Source organism: Thermoactinomyces intermedius, from assembly GCF_013912365.1.
Classification (GTDB): Bacteria; Bacillota; Bacilli; order Thermoactinomycetales; family Thermoactinomycetaceae; genus Thermoactinomyces; species Thermoactinomyces intermedius.
This window is the reverse complement of record NZ_JACETT010000047.1, coordinates 1-24148: the sequence shown is the minus strand read 5'-3', so window position 1 is coordinate 24148 and position 24148 is coordinate 1. Positions and strand designations below refer to the sequence as shown.

The following is a 24148-nucleotide window of genomic DNA, read 5'->3' as shown; positions in this document are numbered from 1 at the left end:
GAAACAACAGTGGAATAATAAAATTGCTAAAATCGGTAAAGTTGGGGACGCGGAAGAGATTGAGAGGGCGAAATACCGTTTGCAGCAATTGGTAAATAAAAAAAAGGGGAAGCTGATCCGGATGAAAACCGTTTCCCGGTTTGTTCCGGGTATGGGACGACCGAATCCGGTTGAAAACGGGGTGAACTGGCATCCGACACTGGGGGTTCCCTATTTGCCGGGTTCTTCGGTCAAAGGAGTTGTCCGGACTTGGGCGGAGTTTTATGAGGAGAATGATCCAAAAGATATTCAACAGATCTTTGGGAGTGACCGGACTGATTCGGAACAAAACGAAAATAACCGCCAAGCAGGAAGTGTCATCTTTTTTGATGCCATTCCGGCAACTCCAATCCGGTTGGTGGAAGATGTGATGACCCCACACTTTTCAAAATACTACACGGATCCGGGAAATATTTCTCCGAGAGAATGGGAGAACCCCATTCCCATTCCTTTTTTGGCCGTGGACGAAAATCAGCCATTTCTCTTTGCGGTTGCTCCCCGTGAGGAAAAAAACATAAAAGATGTGGACAAAGTGGTTCATTGGTTGAAAGAAGCGATGAGTTGGACCGGGGCCGGGGCCAAGACGGCTGTGGGTTACGGTCGTTTTGAAGAAATCCGATAAAAAATTGCCGGTTGAAGTGTTTCAACCGGCAATTTCTTTTTGAACAGATGTTAAAAAAGGCTCCGGCAGTCGTCCGGCACTTGAAAAGGGTTTTCTTTATTGATGCGATCATAAAACATGATTCCGTTCAGGTGATCGATCTCATGTTGAATGACAATGGAAGCATAACCTTTCAATTTCAAGGTGACTTCTTTGCCCTCTAAATTAAACGCTTTGACCTTGACCCATTCGTAACGGGGGACAAAGCCCTTTACTTCCCGGTCGACGGAGAGGCAGCCTTCCCCTTGCGGCAAATACACCATCATAATGGAATGGCTGATGATCTTTGGATTGACGAGGGCATATTCGTGTTCCGTCCCTTCCTCATCCGCGAAGTAAGCCGTAAACATGCGTTTGTTCAAGCCGATTTGATTGGCGGACAAGCCGACACCTGCCCGCAGTTGATACTTTTTGGACAACACGGGGTCTTGGCTGTTTTTCAAGAAGTTCATCATACAGATTAACGTTTCCTGATCCTGTTTGGACAAAGGTACGTTCACTTCCCGGGTCCGTTTGCGCAAAATCGGATGGCCTTCCCTTACAATGTCTTTCATGGTAATGGTATAACCTGTGTGAAATTTACTCATAGATAAATAACTCATCCACCTTTACCTTTAAAACTTTGGATAATTTGAAAGCCAATTCCAGCGTGGGGTCGTATTTATCGTTTTCGATGCAATTGATTGTTTGTCTCGCCACTCCGCAAGCTTTGGCAAGTTGCTCTTGAGTGAGCTCCAGCTTTTTGCGGATTTCTTTGATTTTGTTTTTCAACCGTATCACCCGTGTCAAAAGAATTGGACATTTACAGTTTAACAATTCATCACAGGATGTCAATAACTTTGGACATTTTCGGTTTTATATTTCTGGCAAATGATATGATCAGAGATCATAAAGCTAATCCTTATTCGTATCTGGCATGATATAATTTAAGTGGTCTATTTTTTGCTCAAGGGCAGGTGGCATCATGACGATTTATTTTTACCGGGTAAATGAACCTTATGGCTGTTTTTCCAATTTTTCTCCGCACGGCTTCAGGTTGGATGGGAAATGGTGGCCGACAAGTGAACATTATTTTCAGGCGCAAAAATTTGCCGGGACGCCTTATGAAGAAAAAGTCCGGTTGGCCAAAAGCCCGATGGAAGCGGCCAATACCGGACGGGATCGAAGGTTGCCTTTGCGGGATGATTGGGAAGAAGTGAAAGATGACATCATGCGAAAAGCCGTTCTCAAAAAGTTTCAAACCCACAAGGAGATCCGGGAAATCTTGTTGTCCACCGGAGATGAACGGATTGTTGAAAAGACACCGGTGGATCGTTATTGGGGATGTGGCCCCGACGGAAAAGGAAAAAACCGGTTGGGGGAAATTTTGATGGAAGTCCGGGGAATCCTGCGCGGGGAAAAGGAAAGCGGAAACGAATCTTAAACAGGCAGGCCCGGGAACGAAAAATTTGTATAATGGAAAGAAGCCTGAAGAGAGGAGGAACAACAGTGGCTCAATGGGGATATTTTTTGAATTTTATTTATTATCTCGGCGTTTCCATTCCGCTTGTGCTTTTGGGTTATTTGTTGTTTTTGTGGTCAACGCCTTATCGTGAAATCGGGTTGATCCGCGCCGGAGCGGATACGGAGGATGACACCAAAGTGCGGGCGGCCAAAGCGGCGGCCCATGATTTGGGCGGAAAAGTGTTGGGGTTGGTCATTGTGGTGGCTTCTGCCATTTTTAATTCCGTGAACCTGGTGGATCTGATCATCTGGGGAGTCGTGGGGATTTTGTTTCATTTGGCGATCTTTTTCCTGTTCCACTGGTTTGCGCCGTTTAGTGTGTTGAAGGAAATTCCCAAAGGCAATGTGGCCGTGGCGATTTTCTCATCCAGACTCCATATTGCAGCCGGAATTTTGATGGCCGCACTGATCAGTTATTAAACCGGAGGATCTCCTGATACATAGCAGAGCCGTTTTGTCGCAAAGATGAAATGGCTCTTTTTTTGGGCAGATAGCGGGAGTCCGGAAAGACACGGGGACCGGCAAATATGCATAGGAATATCATCAAAGAAAGGGATTGTATCCAAAGGTATATTCTGTTAATATCAAATAAAAACACACTATTTTGATGAGATTTATTGGCGTTTGCCCGGGAGGCATGGATATGACAGAAGCATTATTTAATGATTTGTTTGATGAATGGGCCGACCATTATGATGAAACCGTTTTCGGCGGCCATGAGGAATATAAAGAGGTGTTTGAAGGATATTCCGACATTTTGAAAGCGGTAGTGGATGCTCTTCAACTTCCGGAACAAAGTCTGGTGTTGGAGTTTGGTGTCGGCACCGGAAATTTGTCCCGTTTGCTCTTAAATTCCGGTTACCGGGTGATCGGTATCGAGCCATCGGAAGCGATGCGGAAAAAGGCAAAAGAAAAAGTGCCGGATTTAAAGCTGTATGAAGGACACTTTTTGGATGTCCCGGAGGAAATCCCCTCGGTTGACGCGATTGTGAGCACTTATGCCTTTCATCATTTGCCGGATGAAATGAAAGACCGGGCACTCCGCGAGTTGGCCGGCCGGTTGAATCCGGGAGGCAAAATCGTGTTTGCCGATACTGTTTTCCGGGATGAAGAGGCGAAGCGAAACATGCAACAAGAAGCGGAAGAACGCGGTTTCCACGAGCTGGCATCGGATTTGAAACGGGAGTTTTATCCGGTGGTGAGCCGTTTGGAAAACGCTTTCCAACAGGCGGGGTTGACCGTGGCCTTCAAACAGCTGAACCGTTTTGTATGGCTGATGACGGCGCAAAAAGCCTGAAGAGAAAACCGGTTTTTCAGACGGTTGCAAGCGATCGGGAGAGAAATCCTGATCGCTTTTTTGTGTTCTGGTCTTACGGACAATCTGATGATATGCTTAAAGTTGGGCGGGATCCGTTGGATGCGCGGATTCAGCCGTTGATGTGGTGAAGCAAACGGCAAGAGTTTACGTTTGAAACGGATGACTCAGGTGACGGGTGGTGAAAGATGAATGCGTCAGACCAAACGCATGAGTTTGGAACAAGCCATGGCAGACTTGGTGAAAGATGGCGAATCGGTTGTGATGGGCGCCTGTCTGGAGGCGATGATTCCGTTTGCGGCCGCTTATGAGTTGATTCGTCAGAAAAAAGAAAATTTAACGTTAATTGCGCCCATCTCCGATATTTTGTTTGATGTGATGATTGGCGCCGGTGTGGTGGACCGCCTGATTGCCGCGTGGTCCGGCAATGTGAGTGCGGGCCTTGGTTACAATTACCGCCGGGCGATGGAAAAAGGGATTCCCCGCCCCCTCAAAGTGGAGGATCACAGCAATTTTACCATCGGTTTGGCCCTGTTGGCCGGAGCAATGGGAGTTCCGTTTTTGCCGACCCGGTCGTTGCTGGGATCGGATCTTCTCAAAACCAATCCGAAGCTTCAGGTCGGCACTTCTCCGCTCGGGGAGGAAAAACTGGTGTATGTTCCCGCCCTGACGCCGGATGTCGCCATTTTGGGCGTGCAGCGCGCGGATGAATTTGGGAATGCGCACCTCTGGGGAAATCTCGGCGTGGCGCAAGAAGCCGCCCTGGCGAGCAAAAAAGTGATTTTGCTGGCGGAAGAAATCGTGCCGGGCGACGTGATTACCAGCGACCCCAACCGATTGCTGGTTCCCGGCTTCAAAGTGTCGGCCGTGGTGTATTGTCCGGGATTTTGCCATCCCTCCCCCATGCCGGGATATTATCAACGGGATCATTCCTTCTTTCACGATTACCATCAAGAGAGCAGGGATGAAGAAGGTTTTCGGAAGTGGTTGAACCAATGGGTCTTGTCGGTTTCTTCCCATGAGGAATACCTCCGGTTGCTCGGAAGCCGTTGGGAGAGGCTGAAGATAACGAAAAAAGCGTTGGCGGCAGAAGTGAACTATGCTTACGAATAATGCCGGAGAGGGAGTGGGGAAATGGATTATACCACCGAAGAACTGATGGTGATTGCCGCAGCGAGGGAAATCCGGGACAAAGATGTCGTCTTTGTCGGGATGAGGCTCCCGATGCTGGCTTTTGCCGTGGCCAAAAAACTGCATGCTCCCGACGCCATCGGATTTTTCGAATGCGGTATCGTCCGGGACGAGCCTCCCGATGAACTGTTATACACGATGGGGGATCCTCCCAATGTGACAGGAGCCCAGTGGTGTACCTCCACCAATCATTTGATGTTTCTCATGCAACAAGGATGTGTCGATGTCGGGTTCATCGGCGGGGCGCAAATCGACCGTTACGGAAATATCAACACCTCCTATCTTGGAGGGACCACAACTCCCAAGGTGAAACTGCCCGGAAGCGGGGGAGCGGCGGATATCGCCTCGCTTTCCAACCGGTTGTTGGCTATCATGAACCATGAAAAACGGAGACTTACCGACCGCGTGGACTACATCACTTCCCCCGGGTTCGGCAATGGAAGCGGATGGCGGGAATCGGTGGGATTGCCCCGGGGAGGATTGTCCGCTTTAATCACCAATTTGGGGGTCTTAAAGCCGGATCCTGAAACCAAAGAATTGATGCTTGCAACCATTCATCCCGGCGTCACTTTTGAACAAGTGCAAGAAAACACCGACTGGCCGTTAAAGCGGTTTGACTCGCTTACCGAAACCCTGCCTCCTTCCGGAGAAGAACTGAAAACCCTCCGCTCGATCGATCCGGAAGGTTTTTGGACAGGACGCCGGAAGAGGAAGGAAGCATGAGACAAAATTAATTTTAACTTGGTTTGATGGCAGTGGCTGGGATCGGTTATTGGCATCAATGTGTGGTGCTGGCGACGGCATTCAAGTTCCCACTGTCAATAACGACTAAGAACTGGTTCAGCAAAAACAGCCTGTTTCGTCCCCTCTGGTCGATGAACAGCAATGAATTGTGGAAAAGATACCTGAACCAATGTCAGAGATCGTGGACTGGTTGGGGGACAAAATTTCAGGAGCATGGGAATGGACCAAAGAGAAAGCGGCTGCCTTTTGGGAGTGTTTTACTGAATTCTGCTCCCAAATAGCACTAAAAAACTTATTGCTCAATCACACCCGCGGTACAATGCCGATAATGAGCCCTGCAAGAAGAATTACTTGGGATGATATAAGGTGAGGAAGGTTTTTTTATGAGTAAATGGGAACTGATGCTTTGCAAGCCAGATGGGAGAGAAAAGATTAAAAATCCGGATTGGAAACAAATCAAAAGTTACTTGGATCAAGTGGATGGAGATCGACGTCGTGATCATAATTTCCTTGATGCTTTATGTTTAATCAACCCGGATATTGGTGAAATGAACGTCTTCGGGGGAAATGAAATCGATGGTCGTCGACTTTACGCGATCATTTATTTCCCAGCAGAATTTGATTATGAAAAACAATATATGTTGCTCAATCCCGAGGTTCAAACACGAGGTGAAGAGTATGAACTGATCACAAACGAAGGAGTGGGAATAGATTTCAACAAGGAATGGTTGGTGGAATATGACCCGATGATTCAAGCTTTTAAACATTTCTTTGAAACAGGAAAACTTAACGATACATTGGAATGGGATGAGTGGTAGGACACACCAGGATACTTATGGGTTCGTTTCCGCTATATTTGGCGTAATATATGAAGGGGATTTTTTCTTTAATCGTCCGATATTCTGAAATCATCAAACCCTTTCCCATGGCCATTTTTGGCTGTGGGATTCTTTAATTTGGTTAAAGCGCGGCTCATTTCACAGTTCAAACAGTTAGTAAAGGAGAAACCTGGTGGATCCAAAAGGTGATCAGGAGGGACATAATGAAGAACTTGAGTAATACTATACCAAAATAAAAAGTAATATAAAAAAATAAAGAGGAATATGTTTTGTCGATGCAAAAAACGTTGAATATCCCCCTTTGCAAAGGATACGGATCATCTCTTGTTTTATTATCAAGTGGAATTTCCCGAGATTCAACATTTCGAAGTGATGGCAATGGATGCTCATGGTGGAAGAATTGAAAAAGATGCAAACGGGAATGACATTGAAGTAATTTTTTCCTTATAATGGATTAACAATTCAATGGAATGAAGAAGAACCCGATTATGATGAAGAGTTGGCTATGAAATTACAACAATTTGCGAAAGAGAAACTCGCAGTTCTTCTTGCAGAAGCATTTGATCAGGTAAAGAACAATTCATTGAAACTTCCGTGTTATTTTTACGACGATGTGGAATCAGATGCTTAAGATTTAAGAAACTAACAGTGGATCGATGCATTTTGATTTATAAAGAAAGGGATTCATTGGCAGTGCTGTTTGGCCTGCCATTTTTATTGTGATAAATATGTGGTGAATGGATAGAAAGATGGGGTAAGAAAGCAAACAGGTTTGGAATTGCCTGAAAAACTTTGGCATTTAAATAAAATTGGATGCAAATCTGAGACATCAGGGAGGCGGGATCCATGGCTGAGTTGACTAAAGAATTAAAAGAGTTTTGGAAAGATCAACTGGTTTTGTTCCATCATGAACAGCTGCCTCCATCCGGTTTGTCCGAAGCGACCCTGACGTTCTTATCATCGGTCGGGTTGCCGCTGGATTCTGAGAAGGTGAAAGGAAGCCCTTTTTATCTTCATTTTTATGATCAGCTCAAAATGAAACAGGATCATGAAGGTGAGGGCTATCTGATGATTGGTGAGAACGAAGGAAATGAAATCGGGATCCATTGTAAGACGGATTGTTTGTATTATTTGGATTCCTGGTTTGCCAAAGGAAAAAGGTGGATGAACGCAAATATTGCTACATTCCTGATGTTTCTCAAAATCTATCTGAGTCACCAGCCGCAACTGATCGATTCGATGGAGACGGGGGATGAAGAAAGGATTCGGGGAATCGTCGGGGAGATCAAACAACAATTTCATCAATTCGATCCAAAAGCTTTGGAAGAGGAAGAAACCTATTGGTCGGTGATTCTTGAGCAAGTGGAAGATGGTTTGATTTGCTGATATGCATATCATCGGAAAGCCGGGAGCTGAGAAATTCAGCTCTCGATTTTTGTTGAGCGTGAAAATCGGAGAGAGGATGATTTGTCGACTTATCTGATTTAAAATATAAATATAAATTTTTTGTTTTTAAAGGTGGCGGCCGGTTGGATGACACAGGGAGGGAAGCAGAAAGTGAAGTGGTATAAAAAAGTAAACACCGATGCAAAAGCGGCTTATTTATTGGCTTTGTCCGAAATGATATGTGTACAAAATATCCGGCTGTGAATGGTTTCAAGAAGCAAGGGAAGCGATGGACAGGTGTTGGGAATGGGTGGAGGAGAAGAAGCATACCGGTCTCGGGCTTTATGAGACATTGGACCGGGATGGGGAAGATGGAGAAAATGGTTTGTTTTTGAAGCAATATATGAAGAAATCGTCCATGATGCACAAATCGGGTTGGTTTGGTTTAGTCTCTTGGATGCCATTTGTTATACGACTTGGCGGGCTTTTCTTTATGAACGGAAAAAGAGTCTTCCCCAAACATTGGAGTTGGAAAGTGATGAAACGATTGATCAGTTTACGGACAAAGTGACGAAAATTAACGGATACCAAGAGCAATGGGCGGAACGTTTGTAACAATATCTTTTGCAAAATTATCCGTCCGGAAGTAACAACAAGATCCGGCGGGAAGAAATTATGCGCCAGATCTGACCTGATGAAAAACACACGGAGCTAGGAAGATCTGAGGCGGAAAACGGGACTTTCGGGATGTACCGGACTTTCTTTCTTGCGGTGGGTCCGATGTGAATCTTTTATTTTTGTCTCATCAAAAAACAAGGGGGCGAACCAAAATGAACACCCGTTTGCCTTTGCAACGGGAAACGATGGGATCTCAACAACCGGCTTATTATCGGTGGTTGATTTTGACGATTGCAACTTGGTCTCAAGCTTCTGCAACGTTGGTCACTTACGGAGTCGGGCCGCTGGCCGCGATTTGGCAGGAACAATGGGGATGGACCACTTCCCAGGCGGGGTTGTTGGTTTCTGCCGTCCAAATCGGCCCTTTATTGTCGATGCTCTTTATTGGCCATGCATTGGATCAATACGGGGAACGCTGGCTGATCAGTTTGGGTTCCGTTTTGTTGGGGCTTTCGTTTTTCTTTGTATCGTTCACGGAGAATTACTTCTTGTTGTTGGGATTACTCGGGATTGTCGGGATTTGGTATGGAACGGCCCAACCCGGGGGAAGCAAAGTGATTTTGCGCTGGTTCTCAGAAAGGGAAAGAGGCTTGGCCATGGGCATCCGGCAGGCCGGCATTCCCATCGGAGGGGCCATCGGCGGAATGTTGCTTCCGTACTTGTCTTTTCATTTCGGATGGAAAGCGGCGGTATATACCCAGGCGGCCCTTGCCATTTTCGGTGGTTTGTTGTTCCTGGTTTTATACCGGGATCCGCCTCTTCCGCGCCAAAGCCAAAACAACCGCAATGCACAATTCAAAGAAAAGATCAAAGAGATTGCCAAAAATAAAAAAACGTTTCCGGTTTTATGCACCGGGATCATCATGGTTTCTCTTCAGATGGTTTTGGTGGGACATTTGATGATCTTCTTCAGCAATGAGACCAATGTGGAACTGGTTCACGCGGGACAGCTGTTATCCGCGGCTTTGCTGAGCGGAATGGCAGGGAGGATCGTGCTGGCTTACATCAGTGACAAGTGGTGGGGCGGAAACAGGGAATACCCGCTTCATCTTTCCATCTGGGCATCCGTGTTGGGCGTCTCTGTTTTGATTTTCCTTCCCGCGTCATTGCCTGTGTGGGTTCTCTTTCTCTTGTCGGCATGGTTGGGCTTTTTTGGCATCGGTTGGTTCAGTTCCTTTCTCCTCGCAGTGGCTGAGCACGCCCCGCCCCAAGCAGACGGGTTGATGGTCAGCTATGCGCTCACACTCAACCAAGTGGCCATCATCCTGGCTCCGGCTGTTTTCGGGTTTATCGTGGATATGCAATCTTATTCCGTGGCTTGGTTGCTCATGGATTTGTTGCTGATCGGTAATGGATTGTTACTTTTAAAGAAAAGGACATTTGAAGGATAATTTGGTGCATGCCACTCAGATCAAAGTGGCTTTTTTATGACCATAAGTGGAGAGGGATCGTTTGCAACAATATCTGCTTCACAACCATCCGGCGGGAAGCAGGAAGAATCAAAAGGGAAGCACTGAGTGAAGTTGATGAATTGATTTTTGATATATTGATTCCTGCCCGCAGGTTTTTGCATAAATCAGAAATGAAAAGATAAACAGGTGATACCCATGAAATGGATTTCAAACGTTCATGATGACGCCGGGCCGGCTTATTTATTGGCTTTAACAGAAAAACTGATCAACCGGTTGAAAGGAACAAAGGGTTATCCGCAGTTGAAAAAGACGATTGGCATGTGTTGGGAATGGGTGGAGGAGAAAAAACACAGTGCGGATGATATTTATTTCGAGTTTGACAATGAAAATGACACGGGGGTGTCGATCTATCTTGAGCTGACCGATGATCCGCAAGAAGAGCAGATTTGGGTGTGTGCAATGTACGCCATTTGTTATACCATATGGCGGGCATATGATCACGCAAATGAAAAATACATTCCCCAACCCATTGAAATGGTTGATCATGACACGATTGATGAATTTATGAAGCAGATCAGACAAATCGACGGATACCAAGCGAAATGGACTGAGCGTTTGCAACAATATCTGCTTCACAACCATCCGGCGGGAAGCGCGAAGAAGATCAAGAGAAATGAAATCATGAAGGGCATCGCTTAAAACGGAACCAGGACAGTCTTTCCGGATAACGGGAAGGCTGTATTGATTTGAACGGGTCCGGGTTTGTGAGTGGTTTCAAAGCATATCTTTCTTTTTTCGGCATATATATTTACTTGCGACGGGGAGGAAAAAAGGAGGAGGTTTTGTGCAATTTTATTACGGGGAAAAAATGCCGCTTCGCATTCTGGATGAAGCCGAATTTTGGAAGCAGCAGGAGGCGGAACACACCGTTGTGATCAAGGAACTGGTCAAAAATTTGGAATCCCGGTATGTGGAGGCATTGAATGAGTGGGAAAAAGCTTTGACGGACACCCATCAGCTCGTTGTTCGCTGGATTGAGACGAAGATCCGGTTGCCCTGCAAAAAAAATCCGGAGTTGGAATACCGGGTGAAGCATTTGGTCCGGTTTTGCCTCCACCAAAGTGAGCAATTTATCAAATTGTGCAGGATGATTCGCGACCAAAGCGCGGCTTTTCAAGGGAACAGGACAGCGCAAGTGGTGATGAATCATATTATTCGGGAATCGGAATATTTTATCGGGATCGCGCAAACGATCCTCTGGCGGTGTTAAACGGTTGAAGACTCCTGTCCCGGTGGGGGAACAGGGGTTTTTTTGTCGCGGAAAATAAGTCATTTTTGCTCATGCATAAATGACTGAACCAATGCAAAAACGACTTACGACATGAACCGGGTGGATCCACATGATTCCCAAACCCCTTGTCAACAAGCGGTTTCATGCCGGCGAATTGTACATTTATATTTGGCATAAAATTTGCAATTTAAAAAATAACGAGACATGGGACAAGGAGGGGGTTTTTTTGCGCTTTGCCGGAAAAGTGGCGGTTGTCACCGGTGCAGGAAGCGGGATAGGCGAAGCGATTGCCAAACGGTTGGCACAGGAAGAAGCATACGTGGTTCTGGTCGGCCGGACATTGAGCAAGTTGGAAAGGGTTGCCGGCGAAATCGGGGAGTCGCATGCGACCACGTACTCGGCTGATGTGACAAGTGAACAGGAAGTGAAGCGGCTTTCGGATTTTATTGAAGAAAAGTTTGGCCAGATCGATATACTCGTCAATAACGCCGGCAGTTCAAAACTGAATTTGTTGGAAAATATTTCGGTTGAAGAATGGGAAGAAGTGCAGGCAGCCAACCTGCGCAGTGTGTTTCTGGTCACCAAAGAATTGTCCAAACGGATGAAGGGCGGACAAAACCGGGCCATTGTCAATATTGCCTCCATTTCGGGAATGAAACCGGGGACGCTGTTTGCCCATTACTCTGCGGCCAAAGCCGGAGTGATCAATCTGACCCGTGCGTTTGCTTATGAGCTTTCCTCATACGGCATACGTGTCAACTCGGTCAGCCCCGGATTTATTGAAACCCCGCTGATCGAAGACAGTTTGAATAACCCTGGTTTTGTCAAAACCATTGAGCGCCACACTGTTTTGAAACGGGTTGGGAAACCGGAGGAAGTGGCGGGGACCGTCGCCTTTTTGGTTTCCGATGATGCTTCGTACATCACCGGGGCGGACATTGTGGTCGACGGCGGCTGGCTGATTAAATAAGCGGTTGATTTGAAGGAGGCGGAACATGATCGATTTTGAGCTGACCCCGGAGCAGAAGGAAATCCGACGGCTGGCACATGATTTTGCCGAAAAAGAAATCCGTCCTCATGCGGCTTACCATGATGAGACCGAGGAGTTTCCCTGGGAGATTGTCAAAAAGGCACACAAGCTGGGATTGACGACCTTTTCGTATCCCGAGGAATACGGCGGCGGAGGCATCGATGATCCGGTGACCAGCCTGCTGGTTTCCGAAGAACTGGCTTGGGGATGCGCCGGCATCGCGGTGGCCATCAACGGGTCGCATCTGCCCGCTGCCGCCATCATGGCCATGGGAACCACCGAACAGAAGAAAAAATGGATCCCGATGCTGTGTGATCCCGATCGTTGCTTGATCGGCGCCATGGGGCTGACGGAACCCGGAGCCGGTTCGGATGTTTCTTCCATTCAAACCACGGCCCGGCGGGAAGGCGATGTGTATGTATTAAACGGGACCAAACAGTTTATCACCAACGGGGGCATCGCGGACATCCACGTGGTGTTTGCCACTTTGGACCGGAGCAAAGGCTGGAAGGGCATCGCGGCGTTTCTCATTGATGACAAAAACACGCCGGGTTTTTCCATGGGACGCAAAGAAAAGAAGATGGGGGTCCGGGCGTCGCATACCGCCCAGATCATCCTGGAAGATGTGCGGGTTCCGGTTGAAAACCGGCTGGGCGGGGAACCGGGGGATCCGGAATATGTCCCGGGGTATGTCGGGGCTTTGAAAATGTTGGAGCACACCCGGCCGGGAGTGGCTGCCTCCGCCATCGGCATTGCCCGGGCGGCCTATGAATATGCCCTGCAGTACGCCAAGGAGCGAATCCAATTTAAAAAACCGATTATTGAGCATCAAGCCGTTGCCTTTAAACTGGCTGACATGGCGACCCGGATTGATGCCGCCCGGCTTTTGACCTGGAGGGCCGGTTGGATGCGGCATCGAAAGATTCCTTTTCACCGGGGCGAAGGCAGTATGGCGAAGTTGTTTGCCGGGGATGTCGCCGTGCAAACCACGATGGATGCCATTCAAATCCTCGGCGGCTATGGATACATCAAGGAGTATCCGGTGGAAAAATGGGCCCGGGACGCCAAGATCTATCAAATTTGGGAAGGAACGGCCGAAATCCAAAGACTCGTGATCTCCCGGGCCATTGCCAAACACGGGAAATGACGGTAAGGGAGGAAACGAAAAGTGGATGTGAATGCATTCCGGAAATGGGTGGGCAAAGAATCCGCCCCGGTCAAAAATGAAGTGGAAAAAGGCGCCATCCGCAAATTTGCCGAAGCAATCGGGGATCCCAACCCGCTGTATCATGATGAGGCGTATGCCCTAACCACACGCCACGGCCGGATCGTCGCACCGCCGACGTTTTGCCGGACGTTTGATTATGGCACGATTCCGGGGTTTTCTCTCAAGACGGACGGTCTCATTCACGGGGAACAACAGTTTGAATACTTCCGTCCTGTTTATGCAGGGGATGTGATTTACTGCTCGACGAAATTGGCGGATGTTTATGAAAAGCAAGGGAAATTGGGGAAGATGATCTTTTTGCTGTATGAGCAAAAAGGCGTGGATGAAGCGGGAGAGACGGTCTTTATTGCCCGGTCCAATGTGATTTACCGGGGACAGGAGGGATGAAGTTGCGGACATTTCAACCGGGGGATCCGATCGGCCCGTTCAAAAAACCGCCGGTCACCCGTACCCAGTTGGTGATGTATGCGGGAGCGTCGGGAGATTTCAACCCCATTCATTATGATGACGATTATGCCCGAAAATCCGGATTGGGCGGAGTGATTGCCCACGGCATGCTGACCATGGCCTTTGTCGGGCAAATGCTGACCAACCTGATCGGGACGGACGGGGATTTGAGAACATTCGGGGTCCGGTTTACGGGAATGGTTCGTCCGGGCGATGAGATCACCTGTGAAGGACGGGTGAAAGAAACGAGATGGGAAGAAGGAAAACAAGTGGTTTTATGCGACATTTGGGCATCGACGCAAAATGGGGACCGGGTTGTCACCGGCAAGGCGGAATTTTCCGTCCCGGCAGCGTGATTTTTTCAATAAGGAGTGGATGAAATATGAGATTGAAAGACCGTGTGGGGATTGTCACCGGATCGGGAAGAGGAATTGGTGCTGCAACGGCGATACGCCTGGCGGAAGAAGGAGCCAAGATCACCGTGACGGATGTGAATGCCGAAACCTGTGAAGAAACGGCGCAAAAAATTCGCGAAGCCGGAGGAGAAGCCATCGCGGTCCCTTGCGACATCACGAAACGGCAAGAAGTGGAAGATATGGTGCAAAAAACCGTGGACACGTTTGGCCGGTTGGACATCCTGGTGAATAATGCCGGGGTGATCCGCGATAATCTGGTCCATAAAATGACCGACGAAGATTGGGATATCGTCATGGATGTGCATCTGAAAGGAACCTTTTATGCATCCAGGGCGGCCCAACGGTTCATGGTGCCAAACCGCTACGGGAAAATTGTCAATTTCAGTTCCACTTCGGCGCTCGGCAACCGGGGACAATTGAATTACTCGACAGCAAAAGCGGGGATTCAAGGGTTCACCAAAACGCTGGCCATTGAACTCGGCAAATTTAACATCAATGTCAATGCCGTGGCCCCCGGTTTTATCGAAACGGACATGACCCGGCAAACGGCGGAAAGGATCGGGGTTCCCTTTGAAGATTTTAAAAAAGCGGCAGCACAAACCATTCCTCTGGGGCGAACAGGCAAACCCATTGACGTGGCCAATGCGGTCTTGTTCCTGGTGTCGGATGAAGCCAGTTTCATCACAGGGCAAGTGCTTTATGTCCGGGGTGGGGTTTGATTGAAACCGTCCATTTGGGAAGAGGTGCAAAAAAACGGCACCGGGATGGAAAAGCTGCTGCTTGAGCGGGTGAAACAGGCGATCTTAAACGTCCGGGAAAATGTCTCGACACATCTTCATGAAATGATTGGGTTCAAAGGGGAGTGGACATCCGAAAAAACGCTTCAATTTGAAACCGAAGTGACTCCGTTTTTGTGGAACCTGAATCAAGCCGTCCATGGCGGCGTGATTGCCTACATTGCGGATACGACGATGGGATCGTTGGTCTACTCCCGGCTGCCGCCGGGGAAAATGTCGGTGACTTCTGAAATGAAAATCAATTACATCCGTGCCGTGCACAAAGGGAGATTGAAAACACAGGCGGAGTTGTTGCATCTGGGCAAGCGGACGGCGGTGGCAGAGTGCAGGATTTATGACGGGGATGATCAGCTGGTCGCCGTCGCCAGCGCCTCTTTTGCCATCCTGGATCAGAAAATCTGATGCGAAAAAGGGGGAGACTTTGGTGGCCAAGGTAACCGTGGTGGGCGGGGTGAGTCATGCCAAAGGACAACCGTTTGCATACGAAAAGCTGTCTCTGCCGCAAATGTTTGACCGCACAGTGGAACGACACCCGGACCGGACCGCCGTTTATTTTTATGACCGGGAGATTTCCTACAAAATGTTACAAGACATGTCCAAGCGGGTTTCCGGAGCTTTGCGGGCCTGCGGGGTGAAAAAAGGGGACCGGGTCGGGATCATGTTGCCAAACTGTCCGCCTTATGTGATTTCTTTTTTTGGTGTCTTGCGGCGGGGAGCGGTCGTGGTTCAGATCAACCCGATGTATACCCGGCGGGAGTTGGAAGCCATTTTAACCGATTCCGGAGCGGACGTGTTGATTGTTTCCGGGGATTTGTATCCGCGTGTCCAAAACATAAATTCTTTCTCCCGGTTGAGAAAAGTGATCATCGTGGAAACGGATTCGTTCCGGTTGGAAAATCCGCTGTCCCACGAAGTTTCTTGGACAGCGTTTCTTCATGCGTCGGCACCGGTTCCCGATGAACCGGTTGAACCGGAGCGGGACGTGGCGGTGTTTCAATATACCGGCGGAACCACGGGACGTTCGAAAGGCGCCATGCTGACCCATCAAAATCTGGTGGCAAACGTCCAGCAAATTCATGCGCATGCCAGCGAAAACCCCTTGACGGAGCAGGACAAAATTTTGACCGTGATCCCGCTCTTTCATGTGTACGGTATGACTTGCGCCATGAATTTCGGCTTTTTTCTCGGCAGTTCCCTGATTTTGCTGCCCCGGTTTGAACCACTGGAAGTGCTGGAAACCATTCAGAAACACCGTCCCGCTTATTTTCCCGGGGTGCCCACGATGTATGTCGCGTTAAATGCATATCCGGGAGCGGAAAAATACGGTGTGGATGCCATCCGGATCATCAACAGCGGATCGGCATCCCTGCCGGTCGAATTGATTCAATCGTTTGAGAAAAAGACCGGTGCCGTGATGTATGAAGGTTACGGTTTGTCGGAAGCCTCCCCCACCACGCACAGCAACCCGCGTTCCGGGCAGAGAAAGCCGGGGAGTGTGGGCATTCCCCTTCCGGGAACCGAAGCCAAAATTGTGGATCTGGAAACCGGAACCCGGACGGTGAAGATCGGGGAAACCGGGGAACTTGTGATCCGCGGTCCGCAAGTGATGAGAGGGTATTGGAACATGCCGGATGAAACCAAACAAACCCTTCGGAACGGCTGGCTTTATACCGGGGATATCGCCCGCATGGACGAAGACGGCTATTTTTACATCGTGGACCGGAAAAAAGATTTGATCATTGCCGGCGGATACAACATTTATCCGCGGGAAGTGGAAGAAGTGTTGTACACCCATCCGGCCGTACTGGAAGCGGCGGTGGTCGGGGTGCCGGATCCGTACCGCGGCGAGACGGTTAAAGCGTATTTGGTGTTCAAACCGGGGGCCAAAGCAACGATTCAAGAGTTGGAAGTGTTTTGCCGCAAACATCTGGCGCCTTTTAAAGTGCCGAAACAGTTTGAAATCCGTTCCTCCCTTCCCAAAAATGCCGTCGGGAAAATATTACGCCGGGTGTTGAGGGATGAAGCGAAAAAAGGAGGGGACAACCCGTGATGAACTTTGCTTTGTCCGCGGAACAAAAGGCGGTTGCCGATTTGGTCCGGCGCTTTGTGGACCGGGAAATCCGGCCGTATATCCGGAAGTGGGATGCCGAAGGGCATTTTGAGCCAAAGATTTTGCAACGGCTGGCTGAATTGCAACTCATGGGGGTATGCATCCCGGAAAAGTACGGCGGTGCCGGAATGGATTACAATACGCTGGCCATCGTGTGTGAAGAGTTGGAACGGGGGGACATTGCTTTTCGCACCGCGGTTTCGGTTCACACCGGCTTAAACAGCCTGACGCTGTTGCAATGGGGCAATGAGGAGCAAAAAGAAAAGTATTTGACGCCCCAAGCCCGTGGCGGGAAGATCGGCGCTTTCGGTCTCACCGAGCCGGATGCCGGATCCGATGTGGCGGCAATTTCCACGACGGCCGTGAGAGACGGGGATGTTTACCGGTTGAACGGGCAAAAGACCTGGATTTCCTTATGCGATGTGGCGGATCATTTTCTGATTTTTGCCAAAACGGATCCTTCAAAAAAGCACAAGGGCATCAGTTGTTTTATCGTGGAACGCGATTTTGAGGGCGTCACGACCCGGGCCATTCAAGGGAAGTTGGGAATTCGCGCCGGCAATACCGGAGAAGTGTTTCTGGATGATGTCCGGGTTCCGGTGGAAAATCGCGTGGGGGAAGAGGGAGAAGGATTTAAGATTGCCATGTCGGCCTTGGACAACGGACGTTTCACGGTGGCCGCCGGAGCCTGCGGGTTGATCCGGGCGTGCCTGGAAGCCAGTGTCAAGTACTGCCATGAACGTAAAACCTTTGGCAAGGAAATCGGCCGCCATCAATTGGTCCAGCAAATGATTGCCAAAATGTCCCGGAACCTGGACATTTCCCGCTTGCTGGTTTACCGGGCCGGATGGCTGAAAAACGAAGGAAAACGGAACACAAGGGAAACTTCAATGGCCAAGTGGTTCGCCTGTGATGCCGCTTTTGAGGCGGCCAATGATGCGGTCCAAATTCACGGGGCATATGGTTATTCCAATGAATATCCGGTCGAACGTTATCTCCGCAATGCCAAAGCGCCGGTGATTTATGAAGGAACCCGTGAAATCCACACCATCATGCAAGGGGAATATGCGCTTGGGTACCGGGTGGACCGGCCGTTAAACCGGAATTTGCCGGCTTGGCCTTTTGAAGACTGAGGAGGAGAGATGGTTCCCATGATCACCTTTCCGGATGAATTGAAACAGATTGCGAAAACGGTGAAGGATTTTGTGGAAAATGAAGTGGAGCCGTATGCCAACCGGATTGAAGAAGAGGATCAGGTTCCCGGCCATTTGCTGGAAAAAGCCAAACAGTTGGGGCTGTTCGGGCTGGGAATTCCCGAGGAGTACGGCGGGTTGGGGCTCGGGGTGACTGGCAAATGCCTGGTGTTGGAAAATCTGGGGCGCACCCATAACGGATTTGTTTCCATCATCGGTGCCCACACCGGAATTGGCAGTACCGGCATTGTCCGGTTGGGCAGCCGGTATTTAAAAGAAAAATATTTGCCGGATCTGGCCGCCGGTAATAAGTTGGCCGCCTTTGCCCTGACTGAACCGGAAGCCGGATCGGATGCCGCGGCCATCAAAACCCGGGCGGAGAAAAAAGGAGACCGGTGGATCTTAAACGGGATGAAACATTTTATCACCAACGGGCCCGATGCCGATCTTTTCACGGTGATTGCGGTGACCGATCCCGGCAAAGGAGTGAAGGGAGGTTTTACCGCTTTTGCGGTGGAAAAAAGTTTCCCCGGCTTGAAAATCGGAGCAGTCGACAAAAAAATGGGACTCCGGGGTTCGCACACGGCACAAATCTTCTTTGAAGATTGTGAGGTGCCGGAGGAAAATGTGATTGGCGAAGTGGGAACCGGGTATGTTTCCGCCTTGAAGATTTTGACGGAAGGGCGGTGCACCTTGGCGGCACGGGCTTACGGCTCCTGCCAAAAATTGATTGAGTTGGCCACGGAGTATATGAAACAAAGGGTGCAATTCGGCAGGCCCATCGCCGAAAACCAGGGGCTGCAGTGGATGCTGGCCGAAATGGCCACGGAAACCGAAGTGGGGCGGGCATTCAACTTCCACGTTGCAAAGAAGCTGGAAAACGGGGAAAAAGCGATCAAGGAAGCAGCCATGACCAAGTATTATGCCACCGAGACCTATAACCGGGTGGCGGATCGTGCCCTGCAAATTTTCGGCGGCGCCGGTTACATGAAGGAAACCGCTGTGGAACGGTATTACCGGGATGCGAGAATCACCAAAATTTATGAAGGGACCAATGAAATCCAAAAGAATATTATTGCCTCCCAACTGCTTGGGAAGTAGATTCGTTTGGGCTTACCGTCCGGATGTTCGGGCCGGTAAGTCTTTTTTACAGAGGAATATTCAAATTTAACAAATAATTATTAATAGATGACCTTTTTTGGGAAGGGGAGTCAAGATGGAAAAAGTCGGGGAGATTCAAGGAATGAAGAAGTTGGAAACGGGGATCGCCGTCTTTGACCGTGAGGGAAAAGCTTTGTATACGGACAAAAAGATTTTGCGGTGGTTGGAGGGGGCCGGACAAACGGAGCTGAAACAATGGGTTTTTGGGAAAAACACGTCTTTGCCCGCCAGCCGGATCATCAAGCACCAAGACCGGTATTTGCAAATGAATCTGTATTCCTGCCGGGGGATGGTCATCCTGGTTGTGGTCAATCTGACTGCGCTCAAAGAGATGGAGGAACAATTGGAGGAAGCCAAAGCCGTGCGGGATGAATTGGATGCCACGATTCAAAATTCCTATGATGCCATTTATATTGTGGATGCCAACGGCATTACCCGGAAAACCAACGATGCGATCGAACGGTTGACCGGCATTCCGAAGGAGTATTACATCGGCAAGGATATGCGCTATCTGGAGAAACGGGGGATTGTGAAAAAATCGGTTTCCTTTGAGGTGATGAAAAAGAAAAAGCCGGTCACCATGGTTCAGGAAACGGCCACGGGAAAAGTGTTGTTGATGACCGGAAGCCCGGTGTTTAATGAGGAAGGCGAAGTGATCCGGGTGGTGACCAATCTCCGCGATATCTCCGAATTAAACCGGTTGAAAGAAGAGTTGTCGCGACTTCGCAAGTTTCACGCCGGCGATGAACCGGTGGTCGTCGAAAGCCCGGAGATGAAGCAAGTGATGGAGCTGGCCGGACGCGTCGCCGAAACCGACACGACGGTGTTATTGCTCGGGGAATCCGGCGTGGGGAAAGAAGTGATCGCCCGCATGATTCACAAAAACAGCAAACGCTATGAAAAAGGCGCGTTTATTAAAGTCAATTGCGGGGCTATCCCGGAAGAGCTTTTGGAATCGGAGCTTTTCGGTTATGAATCCGGTGCGTTTACGGGAGCGAAAAAAGAAGGGAAAGCCGGTTTGTTTGAACTGGCCCATGAGGGAACTCTTTTTTTGGACGAGATCGGGGAAATGCCGGTCCGGTTGCAGGTCAAACTGCTCCGGGTTTTGCAAGATCAGGAATACCGCCGGCTGGGCGGGTTGAAAACGATCAAAGTGAATACAAGAATCATCGCCGCCACCAATCGTGATTTGAGAAAAATGGTGGCAGAGGGGAAATTCCGGGAAGATTTGTATTACCGCTTGTGCGTGGTGCCGATTGAGATTCCGCCGCTCAGGAAACGGCTGCAGGATATTGTGCCGATGATCCGTTTTTACATGGAGAAATACAACCGGAAATACCAAACCCATAAGCAAATGGCCGGGGAGACCATGCAAGTGTTGCAAAATTATCATTGGCCGGGAAATATCCGGGAATTGGCCAATTTGATTGAGCGGTTGCTGGTGACCACACCATCGGATGTGATCCTTCCGGAACATTTGCCTTTTTCATCCGGCGGCAAGCGGACGGGCCAAAACGAGTTCGCGGAAGCTGTGGAATGCTTGGATGCTGAAAAACTCGGCGGATTGAAAAAGGTCATGAAACAGATGGAACGGCAGATCATTTCTTCTGCCTTTCAGAAATACAACAGTTCTTATGAAGTGGCAAAAGCACTGAAAATCAGCCAGTCCACCGCGATCCGCAAAGCGTACCAATACGGGATCCGAAGCAAAAACAAAAACATCGGGAAGAAACGTTTATAATGAAAAAACTGCATGGAAGAAAACCGGTTCCATGCAGTTTTTGTGTTGGAAAAAATGATCAGCGGGCAAATACCGATTTGATTTTTTCGATCGCCCAGTCCAGCTCCTCTTTTTTGATCACCAGCGGTGGGGCGAAGCGAATCACATTTTCATGGGTTTCTTTGCAGAGCAATCCTTCTTCTTTTAATTTTTCACAATAAGGACGGGCCGCTTCATGCAGTTCAACACCGATGAAAAGGCCTCTGCCCCGGACTTCTTTGATCGCCGGATGGTCAATTTCTTTTAATTTGGATTGGAAATAGTCGCCGAGTTCCAATGAACGATCGGCCAATTTTTCCTCTGTGATCACATTGAGGGAAGCGATCGATACGGCGCAGGCAAGTGGGTTTCCGCCAAATGTGGAACCATGCGAACCCGGTTCAAAGACTCCCAGAATCTCCTCGTTGGCAACCACGCAAGAAATGGGCATCACGCCGCCGCCCAAGGCTTTCCCAAGGATGTAAACATCCGGAACCACGTCTTCCCAATCGCAGGCGAACATTTTGCCGGTCCGTCCGAGCCCGGTTTGGATTTCATCGGCCATAAATAAAACACGATGTGCTTTACAAACTTCATACGCTTCCTTTAAAAATCCATCCGGCGGGATGTTGATGCCGGCTTCTCCTTGGATCGGTTCAAACAGGAAGGCCGCCGTGTTTTCATGGATTGCTTCTTTTAACGCATCGATGTCGCCGTAGGGGATGAGCCGGATTCCGGGCAACATCGGGCCGAAACCACGTTGATAATCCGCTTCGGAGGACAACGAAACGGCGAGCATGGTCCGCCCGTGGAAGTTTCCGGTGCAGGCAATCACTTCCGCTTTGTCCGGTTCCACGCCTTTTTTCTCATAAGCCCATCTCCGGGCGGCTTTAAAGGCAGTTTCCACTGCTTCGGCTCCGGTGTTCATGGGCAGGGCCATGTCTTTTCCCGTCAGCTTGCAGATTTTTTCCAGCCACGGTCCCAGCTGGTCATTGTGAAACGCACGGGAAGTCAGGGTAACCCGGTCTGCCTGTTCTATCAAAGCCTGAATGATTTTCGGATGCCGGTGTCCCTGATTGACGGCGGAGTAAGCACTGAGCATATCCAAATATTTATTTCCATCCGGATCTTTTACCCAAACGCCTTCCGCTTCGGAGACAACGACCGGAAGCGGATGATAGTTGCGTGCTCCATAGCGGTTGGTTTGGTCAATGATTTGACCGGACCGGTTTGTCGTGGTCATGATGATCCCTCCAGTTTTTTGACTTGATTTTTCATGGGTGAGGAAAGTTTGATGGGATAAAAACGTTCGGTAAGAGAACAGAGCAAATTTCATGCCAGTCAGTTCGCCGGCCGGATGCCGCAGTTTTCCGTAAGATCGGGTGCAAACAAAGTTTGCGTGTGACAGGCATTTTACCCCAAAGTGCGCCAAGATATTTTGCATTGGCGAAAATCCGTTTATAATCAAAGTACATACTCCAGTACGACGGATGCGGGAGGCAAGGAAGATGAACGGTTCGCAAGGAAAGAAAGGTCTGTCTCCCAGACAGATGGATGCAATCTTTCAGCAATTGATCGATGACGTGGAGATTGGCATTCATGTGATCGACCGCAGTGGAAAGACCATCATTTACAATCAAAAAATGGCGGAAATTGAATCGATGAAGCGCGGAGACGTTCTCCATAAAAATGTTTTGGAGGTGTTTTCCTTTTCCCGTGATCAGGGAAGCACCTTGCTGGAAGCAGTCCGGACGGGCAAAGAAACCCGGCGGGTGAAACAGACATATTACAACAACAAGGGAAAAGAGATCACCACTATCAATGATACGTATCCGATCCGGGTTGACGGTGAAATCATCGCGGCGGTGGAAATGGCCAAAGACATCACCAAACTGGAACATGTCATGAAAGACAATGCATGGCGAAACAAAAACACCACCTACACGTTTGACCAAATTATCGGCCAAAGCGAAGCTATCCGCTTTGTCATCGAAGAAGCCAAAAGGGCGACCCGCACTTCTTCTTCGGTGCTGTTGGCGGGGGAAACCGGAACCGGAAAGGAACTGTTTGCGCAAAGCATCCACAATGGCAGTCCTCGCATGAAAGGGCCGTTCATTGCACAAAATTGCGCGGCGATCCCGCACAGCCTGGCGGAAAGCATCCTGTTTGGCACCAAAAAAGGAGCGTTTACCGGGGCGGTGGATCAGCCTGGTTTGTTTGAACAGGCCGATGGCGGAACCCTGCTGCTGGATGAGATCCATGCGTTGGATCCTTTGGTGCAGGCCAAATTGCTCCGGGCCATACAGGAAAAAACGATCCGCAGGGTTGGGGATACCCGGGATAAAAAGGTGGATGTGCGCATTCTTGCCACCATCAATGAAGATCCGGTCGATGCAGTGCACCACAACCGGTTGCGAAAAGACCTGTATTACCGTCTCAGTGTGGTGACGCTGTACATTCCGCCCTTGCGTGAACGAAAAGAAGACCTGGAACCGTTGGCACATCATTTTATCGACAAATACAATAAATGGTTCCATTTAAATGTCCGGGCGGTCAGCCCGGAAGCCTGGAAGATTTTTGTTCAGCATGACTGGCCGGGAAATGTGCGGGAATTGGAACATGTGATTGAAGGAGCGATGAACCGGATTGTGGATGAAACGGTGATGGATGTCTGCCATCTTCCGTTGCGGTTGAGAAAAAAATACGAGCATGTCCCCGAAGCGAACCGACCGGTTCCGGAACATTCCCACGGTTGGGTTCCGGAGTGGTTCCGCGGCCAAACCTTGCAGGAAAAAATGGAAGAGGCGGAAAAAAGGCTGATTCAAGAAGCCCTGAAAGAAAATGACGGAAATATCACCCGGACTGCAAAATCTCTTGGCATCTCCCGGCAGAGTTTGCAGTACCGGATGAAAAAGTACCATCTTACAACCGTTTAACGCGTTAAACGG

The 24148-nt window shown here is 49.2% G+C and carries 26 protein-coding genes and 1 pseudogene; 24 read left to right on the top strand and 3 right to left on the bottom strand.

Translation table 11 applies throughout. The annotated features are described in order from the left end of the window. Window positions 1-79: 79 nt before the first annotated feature. Window positions 80-661, top strand: a complete 582-nt coding sequence (gene cmr6, locus H1R82_RS10870; protein WP_181731896.1) for a type III-B CRISPR module RAMP protein Cmr6 — start codon at window positions 80-82, stop codon at window positions 659-661. Between the two features lie 50 nt (window positions 662-711). Here the strand turns inward: cmr6 and def are convergent, their stop codons facing one another. Beyond that, window positions 712-1287, bottom strand: coding sequence for a peptide deformylase (gene def / locus H1R82_RS10865; RefSeq protein ID WP_049719846.1), 576 nt, complete (start codon window positions 1285-1287; stop codon window positions 712-714). Continuing rightward, window positions 1280-1471, bottom strand: coding sequence for a helix-turn-helix transcriptional regulator (locus H1R82_RS10860; RefSeq protein WP_181731895.1), 192 nt, complete (start codon window positions 1469-1471; stop codon window positions 1280-1282). Before H1R82_RS10860 ends, def begins: the two co-directional genes overlap by 8 nt. A 190-nt stretch (window positions 1472-1661) precedes the next feature. On the opposite strand from H1R82_RS10860, the gene ybiA reads away from it, so the two are divergent. The 22 genes and pseudogenes from ybiA (at window position 1662) to H1R82_RS10755 (ending at window position 21182) form a co-directional block, all read left to right on the top strand. Beyond that, complete coding sequence (gene ybiA / locus H1R82_RS10855; RefSeq protein ID WP_280524680.1) at window positions 1662-2123, top strand: riboflavin biosynthesis intermediates N-glycosidase; 462 nt, start codon at window positions 1662-1664, stop codon at window positions 2121-2123. A 65-nt stretch (window positions 2124-2188) separates the two neighbouring features. Beyond that, complete coding sequence (locus tag H1R82_RS10850; RefSeq protein ID WP_049719848.1) at window positions 2189-2623, top strand: DUF350 domain-containing protein; 435 nt, start codon at window positions 2189-2191, stop codon at window positions 2621-2623. Window positions 2624-2846: 223 nt separating this feature from the next. Beyond that, window positions 2847-3500 (top strand): class I SAM-dependent methyltransferase, encoded by a 654-nt coding sequence (locus H1R82_RS10845; protein WP_049719849.1) that lies wholly within the window; start codon window positions 2847-2849, stop codon window positions 3498-3500. Window positions 3501-3710: 210 nt separating this feature from the next. Beyond that, window positions 3711-4631 carry a CoA transferase subunit A gene (locus H1R82_RS10840; protein ID WP_181731894.1) on the top strand — a complete coding sequence of 307 codons (921 nt, stop codon included), beginning with the start codon at window positions 3711-3713 and terminating at the stop codon, window positions 4629-4631. 21 nt (window positions 4632-4652) lie between these two features. Beyond that, window positions 4653-5432, top strand: coding sequence for a CoA-transferase subunit beta (locus tag H1R82_RS10835; protein WP_181731893.1), 780 nt, complete (start codon window positions 4653-4655; stop codon window positions 5430-5432). 404 nt (window positions 5433-5836) lie between these two features. Beyond that, window positions 5837-6271 (top strand): hypothetical protein, encoded by a 435-nt coding sequence (locus H1R82_RS10830; protein WP_181731892.1) that lies wholly within the window; start codon window positions 5837-5839, stop codon window positions 6269-6271. Window positions 6272-7138: 867 nt separating this feature from the next. Then, complete coding sequence (locus tag H1R82_RS10825; RefSeq protein WP_181731891.1) at window positions 7139-7678, top strand: SUKH-4 family immunity protein; 540 nt, start codon at window positions 7139-7141, stop codon at window positions 7676-7678. 289 nt (window positions 7679-7967) lie between these two features. Continuing rightward, a pseudogene (locus tag H1R82_RS14970) lies at window positions 7968-8093 on the top strand (Imm6 family immunity protein); the annotation flags it as partial. A gap of 20 nt (window positions 8094-8113) precedes the next feature. Continuing rightward, the gene (locus H1R82_RS14700; RefSeq protein ID WP_181731890.1) at window positions 8114-8293 is read left to right on the top strand and encodes an Imm6 family immunity protein; all 180 of its coding nucleotides are present in this window, start codon (window positions 8114-8116) and stop codon (window positions 8291-8293) included. Between the two features lie 215 nt (window positions 8294-8508). Continuing rightward, entirely contained in the window at window positions 8509-9747 is a 1239-nt protein-coding gene (locus H1R82_RS10815; protein ID WP_232333878.1) for an MFS transporter, read from the top strand. Between the two features lie 216 nt (window positions 9748-9963). Further along, window positions 9964-10467, top strand: coding sequence for an Imm6 family immunity protein (locus H1R82_RS10810; RefSeq protein WP_181731889.1), 504 nt, complete (start codon window positions 9964-9966; stop codon window positions 10465-10467). Window positions 10468-10612: 145 nt separating this feature from the next. Then, a complete protein-coding gene (locus H1R82_RS10805; protein WP_181731888.1) occupies window positions 10613-11038 on the top strand; it encodes a DUF2935 domain-containing protein in 426 nt (141 codons plus the stop codon). Between the two features lie 247 nt (window positions 11039-11285). Beyond that, a complete protein-coding gene (locus tag H1R82_RS10800; protein WP_138615216.1) occupies window positions 11286-12029 on the top strand; it encodes an SDR family NAD(P)-dependent oxidoreductase in 744 nt (247 codons plus the stop codon). Between the two features lie 28 nt (window positions 12030-12057). Continuing rightward, entirely contained in the window at window positions 12058-13236 is a 1179-nt protein-coding gene (locus H1R82_RS10795; protein WP_181732012.1) for an acyl-CoA dehydrogenase family protein, read from the top strand. A 21-nt stretch (window positions 13237-13257) separates the two neighbouring features. Next, the gene (locus H1R82_RS10790) at window positions 13258-13704 is read left to right on the top strand and encodes a MaoC family dehydratase N-terminal domain-containing protein (protein WP_181731887.1); all 447 of its coding nucleotides are present in this window, start codon (window positions 13258-13260) and stop codon (window positions 13702-13704) included. Then, window positions 13701-14120: a MaoC family dehydratase gene (locus H1R82_RS10785; protein WP_181731886.1), complete on the top strand. Its 420-nt coding sequence runs from the start codon at window positions 13701-13703 to the stop codon at window positions 14118-14120. The genes H1R82_RS10790 and H1R82_RS10785 overlap by 4 nt, the downstream gene beginning before the upstream one ends. Before the next feature lie 26 nt (window positions 14121-14146). After that, window positions 14147-14899, top strand: a complete 753-nt coding sequence (locus H1R82_RS10780) for an SDR family NAD(P)-dependent oxidoreductase (protein ID WP_181731885.1) — start codon at window positions 14147-14149, stop codon at window positions 14897-14899. Continuing rightward, window positions 14900-15379: a PaaI family thioesterase gene (locus H1R82_RS10775; RefSeq protein ID WP_138615058.1), complete on the top strand. Its 480-nt coding sequence runs from the start codon at window positions 14900-14902 to the stop codon at window positions 15377-15379. Window positions 15380-15401: 22 nt separating this feature from the next. Next, window positions 15402-17027, top strand: a complete 1626-nt coding sequence (locus H1R82_RS10770; protein WP_181731884.1) for a long-chain-fatty-acid--CoA ligase — start codon at window positions 15402-15404, stop codon at window positions 17025-17027. Next, window positions 17027-18220, top strand: a complete 1194-nt coding sequence (locus H1R82_RS10765; protein ID WP_181732011.1) for an acyl-CoA dehydrogenase family protein — start codon at window positions 17027-17029, stop codon at window positions 18218-18220. The genes H1R82_RS10770 and H1R82_RS10765 overlap by 1 nt, the downstream gene beginning before the upstream one ends. A gap of 18 nt (window positions 18221-18238) precedes the next feature. Further along, on the top strand, window positions 18239-19381 hold the full coding sequence (locus H1R82_RS10760) for an acyl-CoA dehydrogenase family protein (protein WP_181732010.1): 1143 nt from the start codon (window positions 18239-18241) through the stop codon (window positions 19379-19381). Window positions 19382-19496: 115 nt separating this feature from the next. Then, window positions 19497-21182, top strand: a complete 1686-nt coding sequence (locus H1R82_RS10755) for a sigma-54 interaction domain-containing protein (protein ID WP_181731883.1) — start codon at window positions 19497-19499, stop codon at window positions 21180-21182. Between the two features lie 58 nt (window positions 21183-21240). On the opposite strand, the gene H1R82_RS10750 is transcribed toward H1R82_RS10755, so the two are convergent. Next, window positions 21241-22443 carry an ornithine--oxo-acid transaminase gene (locus tag H1R82_RS10750; RefSeq protein WP_181731882.1) on the bottom strand — a complete coding sequence of 401 codons (1203 nt, stop codon included), beginning with the start codon at window positions 22441-22443 and terminating at the stop codon, window positions 21241-21243. 265 nt (window positions 22444-22708) lie between these two features. On the opposite strand from H1R82_RS10750, the gene H1R82_RS10745 reads away from it, so the two are divergent. Continuing rightward, window positions 22709-24136 carry a sigma-54 interaction domain-containing protein gene (locus tag H1R82_RS10745; protein WP_181731881.1) on the top strand — a complete coding sequence of 476 codons (1428 nt, stop codon included), beginning with the start codon at window positions 22709-22711 and terminating at the stop codon, window positions 24134-24136. Window positions 24137-24148: the final 12 nt, after the last annotated feature.